This is a genomic window from Labedella phragmitis (assembly GCF_004078635.1).
GTDB classification, from domain to species: domain Bacteria; phylum Actinomycetota; class Actinomycetes; order Actinomycetales; family Microbacteriaceae; genus Labedella; species Labedella phragmitis.
In genome coordinates this window covers 528,311-540,147 of record NZ_RZNB01000001.1, presented here as the reverse complement: position 1 = coordinate 540,147, position 11,837 = coordinate 528,311, and the positions used below count along the sequence as shown (strand labels likewise).

Sequence of the window (11,837 nt, the reverse complement as noted above, 5' to 3'; positions counted from 1 at the left end):
TCAGGGACCGAGGACGGCGGATGCTTCTCGCGCGAGGAGCGCACGCTTCACGGGGATGCCCCACGCGAAGCCCGCGAGGCCGCCGGCGGAGTTGACGACGCGATGACACGGCACGAAGAGCGCCGGGGCGTTGCGGGCGCACGCACTCGCGGCGGCGCGGACGGCGCGGGGGTTGCCCGTGCGCGTCGCGAGTTCGGTATACGTGATCGGAACGCCCGCCGCGATCCGGCGCAGTTCCGCCCACGCGACGCTCTGCAGTTCCGTCCCGAAGTGCCGAACGGGCACCGTGTCGATCGCTCTCACCTCACCCGCGTAATAGGCCTCCACCGCGCTCACGTTCCGAGCGACGCCACGCGCGATCTCCGGCCGGTTCCGCACGGAGAGTCGCGCGAGCACCGCTTCCGCGGAATCCGTCCACCCGGATGAGAGCACCCGCCCGACCTCGTCCTCGAGCAGCGTGAACGCCCCATCGGGCGTGTCGATCGTGTGCACGACGGCTGTCGCGGTCATTCGATGTCCTTCCGTCGGGGTGGTGCGGGGCGGCGCGGCGGCGCATCCGCGGCCGCCCGCCAGAGATGCAGGGAGAAGTAGCTCCGCCACGGGGCGAAGGCGGCGGCGTCCGCGCCGAGCCCCCGGTCGGTGTCCGCGAAACCGAGGGCACGCGCGCCGGCACGGATCGCGACATCGCTCCGCACGAACACATCGGGGTGGCTCAGCGCCCGGAGGACCACGTAGTCGGCCGTCCAGGGGCCGATGCCGCGGATCGCGGTGAGGCGTTCGGTGACGTCGTCGCGCGTATCGGCGAGGCCGATGGCGAGCGAACCATCGGCGAGCGCTGCGGCGACGCGACGCACGGTGTCCGTCCGTGCAGCGGGTCCGCGGAGGACCTCGTGGGCGTGCTCCGCGATCGCCTGGGGCCGGGGGAACAACCGCCACGCGGTCCCTGTATCGCCGAGCGGCGCGATCGCCGCCGACACCTGCTCGCCGAGCGCCTCGACGAGCCGCGTGAGCTGCGTGCGCGCGGAGGAGACCGTCACTTGCTGGCCGAGGAGCGCGCGCATGAGCATCTCGCCCGCATCGAGCGCACCGGGCACGCGGATGCCGGGCACCCGCTCCACCGCGGAGCGCAGTCGTGCGTCTCGAGCGAGTACGTCGTCGACTGCGGCGGGGTCGGCGTCGAGATCGAGCAGGCGCCGGACCCGGCCGAGGAGGGCCGGCAGGTCGCCGAGGTTCTCGAAGCGCACGAGGGCGTCGATCCGCGGCCGGCCCGTGACGCGCTCGGGCGCGCTCAGGTCGACGAAGGCCGCGCCCTTGGGGAGGCGGACCGTGCGGGCGTACCGCCGGGCGGAGGAGAGCTCCATCCCCGGCACGGCGCGCGGCGTGAACCACCCGAAGAGGCCGTCGACGTCGAGCGGCGCGCGGTACGGCAGCAAGAGCCGGATCGATCCGGCCGCCTCTGACACGGCATTCCGCCCCGCGCTCGAGCGGGCTCGCAGAGCGGAGGGGGTGAGGCCGAAGACCTCGGAGACGGTGTCGTTGAACTGCCGGATGCTCGAGAAGCCGGCGGCGAACGCCACGTCCGCCATCGGCATGGTCGTCCCCGTGATGAGCGCCCGCGCGTTCTGAGCGCGCTGGGCGCGCGCGAGGGCGATGGGCCCGGCGCCGAGTTCGGCGACGAGGATGCGGTTGAGCTGCCGCGTCGAGTACCCGAGCAGGCGGGACAGACCGTCGACCCCCTCTCGCTCCACGACGCCGTCGGCGATGAGTCGCATGGCCCGGGCCGCTGCGTCCTCGCGCAGGTTCCATTCGGGGCTGCCGGGAGTCGCCTCGGGCAAGCACCGCTTGCACGCGCGGAAGCCGGCGAGGTGCGCGGCGGCGCTCGTGGGGTAGAAGGTGACGTTGGCGGCCTTGGGCGTGCGGGCGGGGCAGCTCGGGCGGCAGTAGATGCCCGTGGAGCGGACCGCGGTCACGAAGCGACCGTCGAACCGCGCGTCGCGCGACTCGATCACGCGATACCGCTCTCCGAAGTCCATGACCTCAGCCTGCCTCACACGAGTGTGCAGGGCTAGCGGAAATCGGACATCGCCTCTGAGCTCCTGCCACCGGCCACCGACTCACTCGGGAGCCGACCCTCCGTCGTCCTCGAGCGCTCGGTTTCGGAGATCCTGATTCTCATCCTCGAGATCGAGGACGCGCCGGATCCCGGCGATGTTGATTCCTTCGTCCCGCAGGTCGGCGACCCGGCGCAACCTCTCGAGGTCGTCGTCGCTGTACCGTCGCGTGCCGCCGGCTGTGCGCGACGGCTCCAGGAGCCCCTTGCTCTCGTACAGTCTCAGTGTGGCCTCGGGCACTCCGAGCAGGTCCGCCGCGACCGCGATGCCGTACACGGGGGCCGCCGGATCCCGATCCACCATTCGATACCCCTCCAGGACTTGCGTGGTTCTCGTTTCCGTCGTATAAAAAATCTGCAACCGAAAATACAGATAATCTCCATCATCAGCAAGGGAGCGGCCAGCTCCCGATCGCGTATCCGTACCGCACGGGCGCACCCGTGCACCGCATGAAAGGAGAATCCTCAATGGCACTGACCTTCGACCCGATGAGCCAACTGGATCGCTTCGCCGCGGCCGTCCTGGACTCCGTTCGGGCACCTCGATTCATGCCCGTCGATCTGTTCCGCGACGGTGACCGCTACGTCTTGAACGCCGATCTCCCGGGCATCGATCCCGGTTCGATCGATATCGACGTCGATGGCACCCAGCTGACCATCCGCGCCCAACGCACAGCCGACGGACGGGACGACGTCCGGTGGCTGGCTCGCGAACGTGGAGCCGGCTCATTCCTCCGCCAGTTCACGCTCGGCGACGGCGTGGATCTCGACGGCATCTCGGCGGCGTACGCGAACGGCGTCCTCTCGGTGATCATCCCGGTCGCCGAACGCGCGAAGCCGCGGAAGATCGCCGTCGAGACCGACGAGTCGGCGGCGCCGCAAGCGATCGACGCCTGACGCAGGCCGGCCCGGGGCCGCTCGGTCGACCGGCGCCCCGGGCCGGCCCCTTCTCCGCCACAGTCCTCCCCGTCCTCATGGCTAGCCACACGATCTCTATGACCACGATCACCACACAGACGAACACCCCTCGCGGACAGTCCTCCGCCCTGTCCCCTGCACGCAGCGCCTCCGGCAGTCTCCACCGATGGGCCCGGGAAGCGCTACGGCGCACGTTCACTCCCCCAACCACCCGATCGCGCGTGCGCGACGTTCTGACGGTGGTCGGTGGTTACGTCGTCGTGGTCGGACTCTCGGCCGTCCTGCTAACACTGTGGGCGCTGGTCGTGGCGCTCCTCGCCGGAATCCTGACGGTCGGTTCCCTCGATCTCTGACGACCTCAGCCGCGCTCCGGCGGAACGCCGCCGCCATCGCCACGACCCCCAGCCGGTGCCGAACCGGCTGTCGGAGTCGTGGTGGTGTCGACACGCACCGTGAGCGTGACCGTGTAGCCGGAGGACGGGTCTCCCGTAACGGTCGCGAGCTGTGACGCTCCCCCGTCGTCGCCGAAGACGTTGTCGGCGTCGAGGCTCACCTGCTGGAGGTTGCTCGTCGAGCCCGCGTACTCGTCGAGCACATACACATCGCGACACATGTCCGCGGGGAGCGCGACCTGCGATGTCGCGATCGCGTTCGCCGAGTCGGTGATCGAGTCGACGTCCGGGTACACCTCGAAGTGGATGTGGGGCCAGCGGCCCGTGTAACAAGCCGGGACGATCGAGGTGTACGTCACGGTGCCGTCGGCGCCAGCGACCTGGACGCCCCGGAGGTAGGTCTCGTTCTCGATCCCGTCCGAGTACATGGAGTACCCGCCTGCTGCGTCGCAGTGCCACACGTACACGGCGACGCCCTCGAAGGCCGCGTCCCCTCCGGCCATGTCGAGGATCGTGAGTGTGAGCGTCATCGGCACCCCGGCGGCCGTCGCTCCGCCGCCGATGCTCGAGCGGATGTCGCTCCGCACGATCCCGGAATCCGCGAGGACGTCCGGACCGTTCGACCCGTCTCCCGGGTACGGTCCTGCCGTCTCATCCGGAATCTCTCCGGCGGACGTCGTGCCCGACGTCGCCGATCCCGACGCCGATCCCGACGCCGTGGAGGCGGTCGACGATGCACCACCTCCCCCGGAGCACGCGGCCAGCGCGAGCGTGCCCGCTCCGAGGCCGAGAAATGCGAGCACGTTGCGGCGGGTCACGAGCGTTCCCACGTCGAAGCGCAATCCCTGGTCCACGACCTCCTCGTCCGGTCTGTCGAGGCTCCGCCCCTCGTATCGTGGTCCGTCGGGTGTCCGCTCCGGTTCCGGGATGCGCGCCATGAGGTCGTCCTTCCATCGTGCTCGTGTCCGTCCACCGAGTTTGGGCGAATCGGCTGTGGCGACTCCCTGCCGCGTCTAGCCGAACGCTATGGATCAACCGCGTCGAGGCCTTGCACCGGTTCGCGCACGGGTCGAGACTTGCCGAGGCGTCGTAGCTCCGGCCGCGCGCCGACCACGACGACAAGGAGCACGCATGCAGTACCGCACTCTCGGTGGCTCAGGAGCCGCCGTCTCCGAGCAGGCCCTCGGCACCATGACGTTCGGGGCGGAGGCCACGGAGGAGACGTCGCACGAGATCCTCGACGCCTACGTCGAGGCCGGTGGAACCTTCATCGACACCGCCGACGTCTACAGCGCCGGCGTCTCGGAGACGATCATCGGACATTGGCTGGCCGAGCACCCGACGGAGGCAGCCCAGCTCGTCATCGCGACGAAGGGCCGCTTCCCCATGGGCGACGGGCCGAATGACGTCGGCCTCTCGCGCCGCCACCTCCGCACCGCTCTCGACGCTTCGCTCTCGCGGCTCGGCGTCGACCACATCGACCTCTACCAGATGCACGCGTGGGACGCCCACACGCCCATCGAGGAGACGCTGCGCTTCCTCGACGACGCCGTGAGCGCCGGGAAGATCGGTTACTACGGCTTCTCGAACTACCTCGGCTGGCAGCTCACGAAGGCCGTGCACGTCGCGAAAGCGCACGGCTTCGCGGCCCCCGTCACGCTGCAGCCGCAGTACAACCTGCTCGTCCGCGACATCGAGCACGAGGTCGTGCCCGCAGCCCTCGACGCGAACATCGGACTGCTGCCCTGGTCGCCCCTCGGCGGCGGCTGGCTGAGCGGCAAGTACGAGCGCGACGTGCCCCCGACCGGTTCGACGCGACTCGGCGAGAATCCGACGCGCGGCATGGAGGCGTGGCAGGAGCGCAACGCCGACGAGCGCACGTGGAACGTCGTCGATGCCGTGAAGGAGATCGCGGACGGGCACGGCGTCTCGCCCTCGCAGGTCGCCCTGCGCTGGCTCGGCGACCGCCCGGCGGTCACAAGCGTCATCCTCGGCGCCCGCACGGTCGAGCAGCTCCGCGACAACATGGCCGCGACGGATCTCGTGCTCTCGGACGAGGAGACGCAGCGCCTCACCGACGCGAGCATTCCGCGGGTCGACGACTACCCGTACGGCACGGCGGGCGTCGCCCAACGCCACCGCGGCCTCTCGGGCGCCCACTGACCCCGGGTTGATCCACAGCACCGGTCGGGCACGGCGGGGAGCGCTCGCTCGATGAGGTCGACGACCTCCGCCGTGCTCGGTACGTGCGGCGAGTGAATGCCGTCGACGCCCGGCCCGCGGCCGTGGCCGAAGCCGCTCGCGGCGATGTCGTCGACGATCTGCATGCGGCTGCGCACCGCCTCGATGCTCGCCGCGCCGGCGTCGAGTCCACGGATCGCCTCGATGACGATGCCGAACTCGGAGTAGCAGAGGTGGGTGTGCATCACGGCTACTGGCCGCCTCCGCTGCCGCACTCGCCCGGGAAGCTGAACGGGCTAACCACAGCTCGAAACAACCCGTATGCTTGTACCCCTGGGGGGTACGCGCATGAGTGGGTATGTCGAGAACAAGAGCGATCTGACCGAGCGGCTCAATCCGGCCGAAGGACAGGTGCACGGGATCGTTCGCATGGTCGAGGACGACGTGTATTGCATCGATATCCTCACTCAAATTTCTGCCGCTACGAAAGCGCCCGAGAATGTGGCACTTCCACTCCCGAATGACCATCTCAGCCACTGCGTCGCGGAAGCCAGCGCCGAAGGCGGAGCGGTAGCTGAAAAGAAGCTCCATGAGGAGAGCGCTGCGATCGCGCGCCTCGTGCGGTCCTGACCGAAAGGAATAACACCATGTGCGCGACAGAACGAAACGATCTGGGACTGACAGACGCGAACTCGTCTTGCGTCTGCTGCGCGACGGATGCCGCTCCGGCGACATCGTCGGTCACTGCCGGCCCCGTGAGCGCCGAGGTCCTCGTCGACGGCATGACTTGTGGGCACTGTGTGCAGAGCGTCACCAAGGAGCTTGCGGGCATCGACGGTGTCAGCGGCGTGGACGTGAAGCTCAACGTCGGCGGTTCCTCGACGGTGACCGTCACGAGCACCGCTCCGATCACCGCTGATCAGATCAACGCCGCCGTCGCGGAGGCGGGATACACCGTTGCCACATCGCCCGCTTAGGCCCTCTCATCCACCTAGGGGCATTCTCGCGACCGACCGCGACCGGCGCGGACCGCCGCTGCGGATGCTGCCCACACCGTCTTTACACGTTCTCTCCATCAGTCGGACCGGTTTCCCGGTTCTGCACAGCACAGAAACCGACCGCGCCGTCAGCGGCGCTGGAAATCACCTGCACCCACTGAAAGAAGGAACACATCATGAACACGCGCAGAGTCGCTGTCGCATCAACCGCTCTCGCCACCGCTCTCGTCCTCGCCGGGTGCTCCAGCGCCGGGTCCGATGATGGGATGGCCGGCATGGACCATGGAAGCTCCTCCTCCCCCTCGGAGAGCGCCTCCTCGGCGGACGTCAACGACGCGGACACGATGTTCGCGTCCGCGATGGTCATGCATCACGAGCAGGCGATCGAGATGTCAGACGTTCTCCTGGAGAAGGAGGGCGTCAATGAGGAGGTCGCCGCTCTCGCGGAGAAGATCAAGGCAGCACAGGAGCCGGAGATCGAGAAGATGAACTCGTGGCTTGCCGACTGGGGCGTCGAGGGCATGGAGGGAATGGACCACGGGGGCATGATGTCCGAGGAGGACATGGCCGCGCTCGAAGCGGCGACCGGCGCCGAAGCCTCGACCCTGTTCCTCGAGCAGATGATCGAGCACCACCAGGGCGCGGTCAGCATGGCTCAAGGCGAAGTGGACAACGGCCAGAACGCTGACGCCGTCGAGTTCGCCGAGAAGATCGTCGCCGACCAGACCGAGGAGATCGTCATGATGCAGGAGCTCCTCGCGTCCCTGTAACAGACCCGCAGACCCGGTTCTCGGCTTTCCTCTCCGAAACGAGTCATCATCTCTCCGCCTCCGCGCGCCCTGCGCGCCACCACCGTTCTTACGGGCCCAGGAGTGATCACGGTGGACCCAACAGGTCAGCGCTCCTTCGTCACGGACGATCGCGGAATCAGCGTCACGTCCGACTTCGGAGCGACCTGGACACCCGTGTGGGATAGCTGATGAACTTTCGCCACGACTGACGTCGTCAGCAAGCCGGGACGGGGCCACCACATCATCTGCCGCCTCGATGTGGTGACCTCACAAGCCCTGTCGGGAACGTGTCTTCTCCTCGTACCCTCGTCGTGAGGCGGCAACCACACGACAGGAGAAGTGACAATGACGACCTTCATTGAGAACATGCTCAAGACCCACCCCGACGGCAGCAACGGTGTGGATACCGCGCTTCTCGCGGATTGCATCGCTGCATGCATCGAGTGCGAGGTCATCTGCACATCGTGCGCCGACGCCTGCCTCGCCGAAGACATGGTCGTGGACCTGCGCGAGTGCATCCGCCGCAACCTCGACTGCGCCGACGTCTGCGCCGCGACGGGAAAGGTCCTCGCCCGGCCCACCTCTGACACCGTCCTTATCCGGGCTCTTGTCGAAGTGTGCCGGGACGCGTGCGTCCGCTGCGCTGAAGAGTGCGAGAAGCACGCCGGCATGCACGAGCACTGTCGCGTATGCGCGGAGGCGTGCCGGCGCTGTGAACAGACGTGCAACGCCCTCCTCGCCGCCCTCTGACCGATAAGGGGGGTCCGCGAACGACGTTCGCCGGACACCAGGTCATTTTACCGGCAGCATTTGGGCCCTCGACCGTGATGATCATCCGGCGATGCTGAGCGTCAAGTCTTCTCAATCCCCGCCTACGGGCGGACTCGATGCCGGTGATCAGGACACGAGACGACGTACTAGGAGGGGACGGAACTACCGACCCCTTTTCACGGCCGTGCGCCCCACACTCCGACGAGCCGAAAGCATCACGCAGCGCCACCGAACGCCTAGGGCGTGTTGCTAAACGGCCATGCTCAGGACGATTTGGCGTGAATGGCTTCCAGCGTGGTCGTCTTCGATGCGGTGCATCCCGATCTTCGCGGAGATCCGCTCGGAGGCGCGATTGTCCGGGTGAATGATAGCGATCAGTTCCCGCGCCTCGACGTGTTCGATCACAAAGTCGCGGCATGCCGCAGCCGCCTCTGTCGCGATGCCGCCGCCTTGCGAGGCCGGGCTGACGTGATTTCCCACCTCGAGTTTGGTCAGCCCGTTGACGTCCTGCCATGTCAGGCCGCAGTCTCCGACGAAATCACCCGCGTGCGTCTCGATGATCCAGAGCCCAAAGCCGTGTTCGGCGTAGTTCCGTTGGTTCCATGCGATCCACGCAGCCGCCTGGTCGCGGGTCTTCGGCGCGGGGTAGTACCGCATGACCTCGGGATCGCCCAACAGCCGGGCCATCGCGTCCAGGTCGGACGGCACCATCTGTCGAAAGCGAAGTCTCGCCGTATCTCTTGGAAGCACCTCAGCACGATAGCGGACGCCCAAGGCGCCTCGATCTTACGTAGTGCCACTCTCGGTCGTGCTGAGCCAGTGGAGCGTCGCGGCAAGACAGAGACCGGCGTGGTAGTTCCGGCCGAGCTTGTCTGTCCTCATCGCGATGCCGCGCCACTGCTTGAGCTTGTTGAAGCATCTTTCGACCACGTTGCGGCCGCGGTAGCGGTCCCGCTGCTTGTCGCCGAACTCGATCGGCCGCCCGCGGCGTCTGCGGCGATGGGCGATCTGGTCGTCACGCTCGGGGATCGTCACCGCGATCCCGCGCTGGCGCAGCCACGCCCGGTTCGCCCTCGACGGGTAGCCCTTGTCTGCCATCACGCGGTCCGGACGCGTCCTCGGCCGACCCCGGCCGATGGGCACTCGGATCTGTTCAAGCGTCGCGGCCATCATGATCGTGTCGGCAGCCTGCCCCGGCGTCAGAATGAACGCGAGAGCGCGTCCCCTCCCATCACAGACGAGGTGGTTCTTCGTCGTCAAACCCCCACGGGAGCGACCGATCGCATGGTCAGGCGGCTCATCACCGAACTTCTTGTAGTTCGATCCCGCCCCCTGTGGTGCACGGGAGGGTCGCACCGTGCTGGTGCACGCGCACGATCGTGGAGTCGATCGAGGCCACCCAGTCGAGGTCCCCGGCTTGCTGCGCGAGCGACTGAGTCTTCTCCAGCACCCGCGCCCAGATACCTTGCTCGGCCCACCGATTGAAGTTCTTGTAGATCGTGTTCCAGTTCCCGAACCGCTCCGGCACGTCCCGCCATGGCGCGCCCGTCCGGAACCGCCACGCCGCCGCCTCGACCACCGTGAGCCGACCCACTGGAGGGCGGCCAGTGGTCTTCACCTCCGGGAACAACGGCTCGATCACAACCCACGCCTCATCCGAGATCACATCACGCGACACGACCCAAGACTCACCCGCGACAACCGAAGCGTGTTTCGCAACACGCCCTAGACCGCTGGCGCCTGAGCATGGCCGTTTAGCAACACGCACTAGACGGGACGGAGTTCTCGCGTGAGTCGCCAATCAATGCTCGTCGACGGCCCGTGGAGCGCCGGCTTCCTGTCCTCGCGAAATAGGCACAGGCTCATTCCAACTCAGGAGGATCTGCAGCTTCTCGGCCGAGGGCGACCCCACGTCGGCGGTGTAGGTGGAAAAGAACTGTCCGCCGGAGTCGGGGACATCGAACGTCTCGTAGTTGAGAGTCATTGTGCCCACGGTCTCGTGGAAGATGCGCTTGGCGCCGTGACCATGCTTGAACAGCCGGTAGCCGGCCCAGAACCGGGCGAAGTCCTCCGAGGCGACGGACAGCTCGCCGACGAGCCGTTCCAACGCCTCGTCGGGACGGCGGGGGTCGCGCGCGGCGCGGAGCGCTGCGACGGTCGGCGCGGCCACATCTTCCCAGTCCGGGTACTTCGTGCGTGTTGAGGAGTCGAGGAACAGCCAACGGGCGATATTGCGATCCGAGGGCGACATGGCGGCGAAGTCGGCGAGAAGGGTCGTCGCGGCGCGGTTCCACGCCAAGACCTCCATCCGCGGGCCTTGCAGGATCACCGGGATGGGGTCCATCGCTACGATCAGATCCCGGAGACTGCGGCGCACTCGCGTGGCTGGCGGCGCCTTTTTGCGGGCCTGCGCCGGTTCAGTGCGCACCAGAGCGCGCAGGTGATCGCGTTCGAGCGGGGTGAGTCCGAGGACATCTTCGATCGCAGTGAGGATCTGGTCGGAGACGTTGCCGATCCGACCCTGCTCAAGTCGGGCATAGTAGTCGACGCTCATGCCGGCCAAAGCGGCGACCTCTTCCCGGCGCAGACCTTTCCCGCGGCGGGCGGTCGCGGTCTCGGGAAGCCCCGTCGACGCCGGGTCGATTTGGGCGCGGCGTGACATCAGGAACTCGCGGAGGTCGTGAGATTCGGTCACACCACCAGTCTGCTCCTGAGCAGAGCCCGGCTCACGGGTCTAGCAGGTACTCGTGGTGCTAGGTGGACCAGTGCGGGCTAAGCCGGCACGGTCACCGGTCGGGGATGTTCAGCTTGTGAAGCACGCATTCAGTCCGACTACCGAAGGAAACCAACCATGTCCGAGAACCTGAACGGGGCCGTCGCGGTCATCACCGGCGCATCGAGCGGCATCGGCCGTGCGACCGCCCGCCGACTGTCCGCCGCTGGCGCCACCGTCGCCCTCATCGCCCGCCGCGAAGACCGCCTCCAGGAGCTCGCCACCCAGGTCCGGGCCGAAGGCGGCACCGCGCTGGTCATCGGCGCCGACCTCACCGACGCCGACTCCGCCCACACCGCGATCGAACGGGTCGTGACCGAACTCGGCCGCGTCGACACCCTCGTCAACGCCGCTGGCACCATGCTCAACGGCCCCTCCGACGAGTCGCCCCTGGAGGAGTGGGACCAGATGATCGACATCAATCTCCGCGGCCTGCTCTACGTCACCAAAGCCGCACTCCCCCATCTCCTCGAAGCCGCACAGAGCAACTCCCGCACCGTCGCCGACGTCGTCAACATCTCCTCCGTGTCGGGCCGGGTCGCCGCGGCCGGCGTCGCCGTCTACACCGCGACGAAGTTCGCCGTCACCTCGGCCACCGAGGCATGGCGTCAGGAGTACACCACCCGTAACGTCCGCTTCTCGGTCATCGAGCCGGGCCGCACCGAGAGCGAGCTGTTCGACCAGAAGGAAGGCGCCGCGGAGGGCTTCACCTCGATGTTCGGTGAGGTCGAGGCGCTGCACGCCGAGGACGTCGCTGAAGCCGCCGCGTTCATCGTGACCAGCCCCCGCCGGGTCGCGGTGAACGAGATCGTCATCCGCCCCACCGACCAGCCCTAATACTCCCGGAACCCGCACACGGCTGAAAGAAGCGACCATGCCGGACACCCATGCCACGGTGATGCG

General features: G+C 67.7%; 15 protein-coding genes and 1 pseudogene. 8 read left to right on the top strand and 8 right to left on the bottom strand.

The window, feature by feature from the left end; genetic code table 11:
- The 3 genes from ELQ90_RS02605 to ELQ90_RS02595 form a co-directional block, all read right to left on the bottom strand.
- Positions 1 to 510 (bottom strand): methylated-DNA--[protein]-cysteine S-methyltransferase, encoded by a 510-nt coding sequence (locus tag ELQ90_RS02605; protein WP_128493694.1) that lies wholly within the window; start codon positions 508 to 510, stop codon positions 1 to 3.
- Positions 507 to 2,033 carry a DNA-3-methyladenine glycosylase 2 family protein gene (locus ELQ90_RS02600; protein ID WP_128493693.1) on the bottom strand — a complete coding sequence of 509 codons (1,527 nt, stop codon included), beginning with the start codon at positions 2,031 to 2,033 and terminating at the stop codon, positions 507 to 509. Before ELQ90_RS02600 ends, ELQ90_RS02605 begins: the two co-directional genes overlap by 4 nt.
- Before the next feature lie 81 nt (positions 2,034 to 2,114).
- On the bottom strand, positions 2,115 to 2,414 hold the full coding sequence (locus ELQ90_RS02595) for a MerR family transcriptional regulator (protein WP_128493692.1): 300 nt from the start codon (positions 2,412 to 2,414) through the stop codon (positions 2,115 to 2,117).
- Between the two features lie 164 nt (positions 2,415 to 2,578).
- On the opposite strand from ELQ90_RS02595, the gene ELQ90_RS02590 reads away from it, so the two are divergent.
- Positions 2,579 to 3,007: an Hsp20/alpha crystallin family protein gene (locus ELQ90_RS02590; protein ID WP_128493691.1), complete on the top strand. Its 429-nt coding sequence runs from the start codon at positions 2,579 to 2,581 to the stop codon at positions 3,005 to 3,007.
- Positions 3,008 to 3,249: 242 nt separating this feature from the next.
- Positions 3,250 to 3,381: a hypothetical protein gene (locus ELQ90_RS17075; RefSeq protein WP_279432119.1), complete on the top strand. Its 132-nt coding sequence runs from the start codon at positions 3,250 to 3,252 to the stop codon at positions 3,379 to 3,381.
- 5 nt (positions 3,382 to 3,386) lie between these two features.
- On the opposite strand, the gene ELQ90_RS02585 is transcribed toward ELQ90_RS17075, so the two are convergent.
- On the bottom strand, positions 3,387 to 4,358 hold the full coding sequence (locus ELQ90_RS02585) for an intradiol ring-cleavage dioxygenase (RefSeq protein ID WP_128493690.1): 972 nt from the start codon (positions 4,356 to 4,358) through the stop codon (positions 3,387 to 3,389).
- 193 nt (positions 4,359 to 4,551) lie between these two features.
- Between ELQ90_RS02585 and ELQ90_RS02580 the strand changes: the two genes are divergently transcribed.
- On the top strand, positions 4,552 to 5,583 hold the full coding sequence (locus ELQ90_RS02580; RefSeq protein WP_128493689.1) for an aldo/keto reductase: 1,032 nt from the start codon (positions 4,552 to 4,554) through the stop codon (positions 5,581 to 5,583).
- On the opposite strand, the gene ELQ90_RS02575 is transcribed toward ELQ90_RS02580, so the two are convergent.
- Positions 5,523 to 5,846, bottom strand: a complete 324-nt coding sequence (locus ELQ90_RS02575; protein ID WP_243696002.1) for a hypothetical protein — start codon at positions 5,844 to 5,846, stop codon at positions 5,523 to 5,525. The two genes, ELQ90_RS02580 and ELQ90_RS02575, sit on opposite strands and share 61 nt — an antisense overlap.
- A 103-nt stretch (positions 5,847 to 5,949) precedes the next feature.
- On the opposite strand from ELQ90_RS02575, the gene ELQ90_RS02570 reads away from it, so the two are divergent.
- The 4 genes from ELQ90_RS02570 (at position 5,950) to ELQ90_RS02555 (ending at position 8,140) form a co-directional block, all read left to right on the top strand.
- Positions 5,950 to 6,231 carry a metal-sensitive transcriptional regulator gene (locus tag ELQ90_RS02570; RefSeq protein WP_128493688.1) on the top strand — a complete coding sequence of 94 codons (282 nt, stop codon included), beginning with the start codon at positions 5,950 to 5,952 and terminating at the stop codon, positions 6,229 to 6,231.
- A gap of 17 nt (positions 6,232 to 6,248) precedes the next feature.
- On the top strand, positions 6,249 to 6,578 hold the full coding sequence (locus tag ELQ90_RS02565; protein WP_128493687.1) for a heavy-metal-associated domain-containing protein: 330 nt from the start codon (positions 6,249 to 6,251) through the stop codon (positions 6,576 to 6,578).
- A 197-nt stretch (positions 6,579 to 6,775) separates the two neighbouring features.
- Positions 6,776 to 7,369 (top strand): DUF305 domain-containing protein, encoded by a 594-nt coding sequence (locus tag ELQ90_RS02560; protein ID WP_128493686.1) that lies wholly within the window; start codon positions 6,776 to 6,778, stop codon positions 7,367 to 7,369.
- Positions 7,370 to 7,735: 366 nt separating this feature from the next.
- On the top strand, positions 7,736 to 8,140 hold the full coding sequence (locus ELQ90_RS02555; protein ID WP_128493685.1) for a four-helix bundle copper-binding protein: 405 nt from the start codon (positions 7,736 to 7,738) through the stop codon (positions 8,138 to 8,140).
- A gap of 270 nt (positions 8,141 to 8,410) precedes the next feature.
- On the opposite strand, the gene ELQ90_RS02550 is transcribed toward ELQ90_RS02555, so the two are convergent.
- The 3 genes and pseudogenes from ELQ90_RS02550 to ELQ90_RS02540 form a co-directional block, all read right to left on the bottom strand.
- Positions 8,411 to 8,911, bottom strand: a complete 501-nt coding sequence (locus tag ELQ90_RS02550) for a GNAT family N-acetyltransferase (protein ID WP_128493684.1) — start codon at positions 8,909 to 8,911, stop codon at positions 8,411 to 8,413.
- A 36-nt stretch (positions 8,912 to 8,947) separates the two neighbouring features.
- A pseudogene (locus ELQ90_RS02545) lies at positions 8,948 to 9,839 on the bottom strand (IS5 family transposase).
- Positions 9,840 to 9,962: 123 nt separating this feature from the next.
- A complete protein-coding gene (locus ELQ90_RS02540) occupies positions 9,963 to 10,856 on the bottom strand; it encodes a helix-turn-helix transcriptional regulator (RefSeq protein WP_128493683.1) in 894 nt (297 codons plus the stop codon).
- 156 nt (positions 10,857 to 11,012) lie between these two features.
- Here ELQ90_RS02540 and ELQ90_RS02535 point away from each other — a divergent pair, with 156 nt between their 5' ends.
- Positions 11,013 to 11,771 (top strand): SDR family NAD(P)-dependent oxidoreductase, encoded by a 759-nt coding sequence (locus ELQ90_RS02535; protein ID WP_128493682.1) that lies wholly within the window; start codon positions 11,013 to 11,015, stop codon positions 11,769 to 11,771.
- The last annotated feature ends 66 nt before the right edge of the window (positions 11,772 to 11,837 follow it).

Bases quoted from the DNA above. Each gene is read 5' to 3' on its own strand.
- ELQ90_RS02605 (WP_128493694.1), bottom strand. From the start codon at position 510: ATGACCGCGACAGCCGTCGTGCACACGATCGACACGCCCGATGGGGCG.
- ELQ90_RS02600 (WP_128493693.1), bottom strand. From the start codon at position 2,033: ATGGACTTCGGAGAGCGGTATCGCGTGATCGAGTCGCGCGACGCGCGG.
- ELQ90_RS02595 (WP_128493692.1), bottom strand. From the start codon at position 2,414: ATGGTGGATCGGGATCCGGCGGCCCCCGTGTACGGCATCGCGGTCGCG.
- ELQ90_RS02590 (WP_128493691.1), top strand. From the start codon at position 2,579: ATGGCACTGACCTTCGACCCGATGAGCCAACTGGATCGCTTCGCCGCG.
- ELQ90_RS02585 (WP_128493690.1), bottom strand. From the start codon at position 4,358: ATGGCGCGCATCCCGGAACCGGAGCGGACACCCGACGGACCACGATAC.
- ELQ90_RS02580 (WP_128493689.1), top strand. From the start codon at position 4,552: ATGCAGTACCGCACTCTCGGTGGCTCAGGAGCCGCCGTCTCCGAGCAG.
- ELQ90_RS02575 (WP_243696002.1), bottom strand. From the start codon at position 5,846: ATGCACACCCACCTCTGCTACTCCGAGTTCGGCATCGTCATCGAGGCG.
- ELQ90_RS02570 (WP_128493688.1), top strand. From the start codon at position 5,950: ATGAGTGGGTATGTCGAGAACAAGAGCGATCTGACCGAGCGGCTCAAT.
- ELQ90_RS02565 (WP_128493687.1), top strand. From the start codon at position 6,249: ATGTGCGCGACAGAACGAAACGATCTGGGACTGACAGACGCGAACTCG.
- ELQ90_RS02560 (WP_128493686.1), top strand. From the start codon at position 6,776: ATGAACACGCGCAGAGTCGCTGTCGCATCAACCGCTCTCGCCACCGCT.
- ELQ90_RS02555 (WP_128493685.1), top strand. From the start codon at position 7,736: ATGACGACCTTCATTGAGAACATGCTCAAGACCCACCCCGACGGCAGC.
- ELQ90_RS02535 (WP_128493682.1), top strand. From the start codon at position 11,013: ATGTCCGAGAACCTGAACGGGGCCGTCGCGGTCATCACCGGCGCATCG.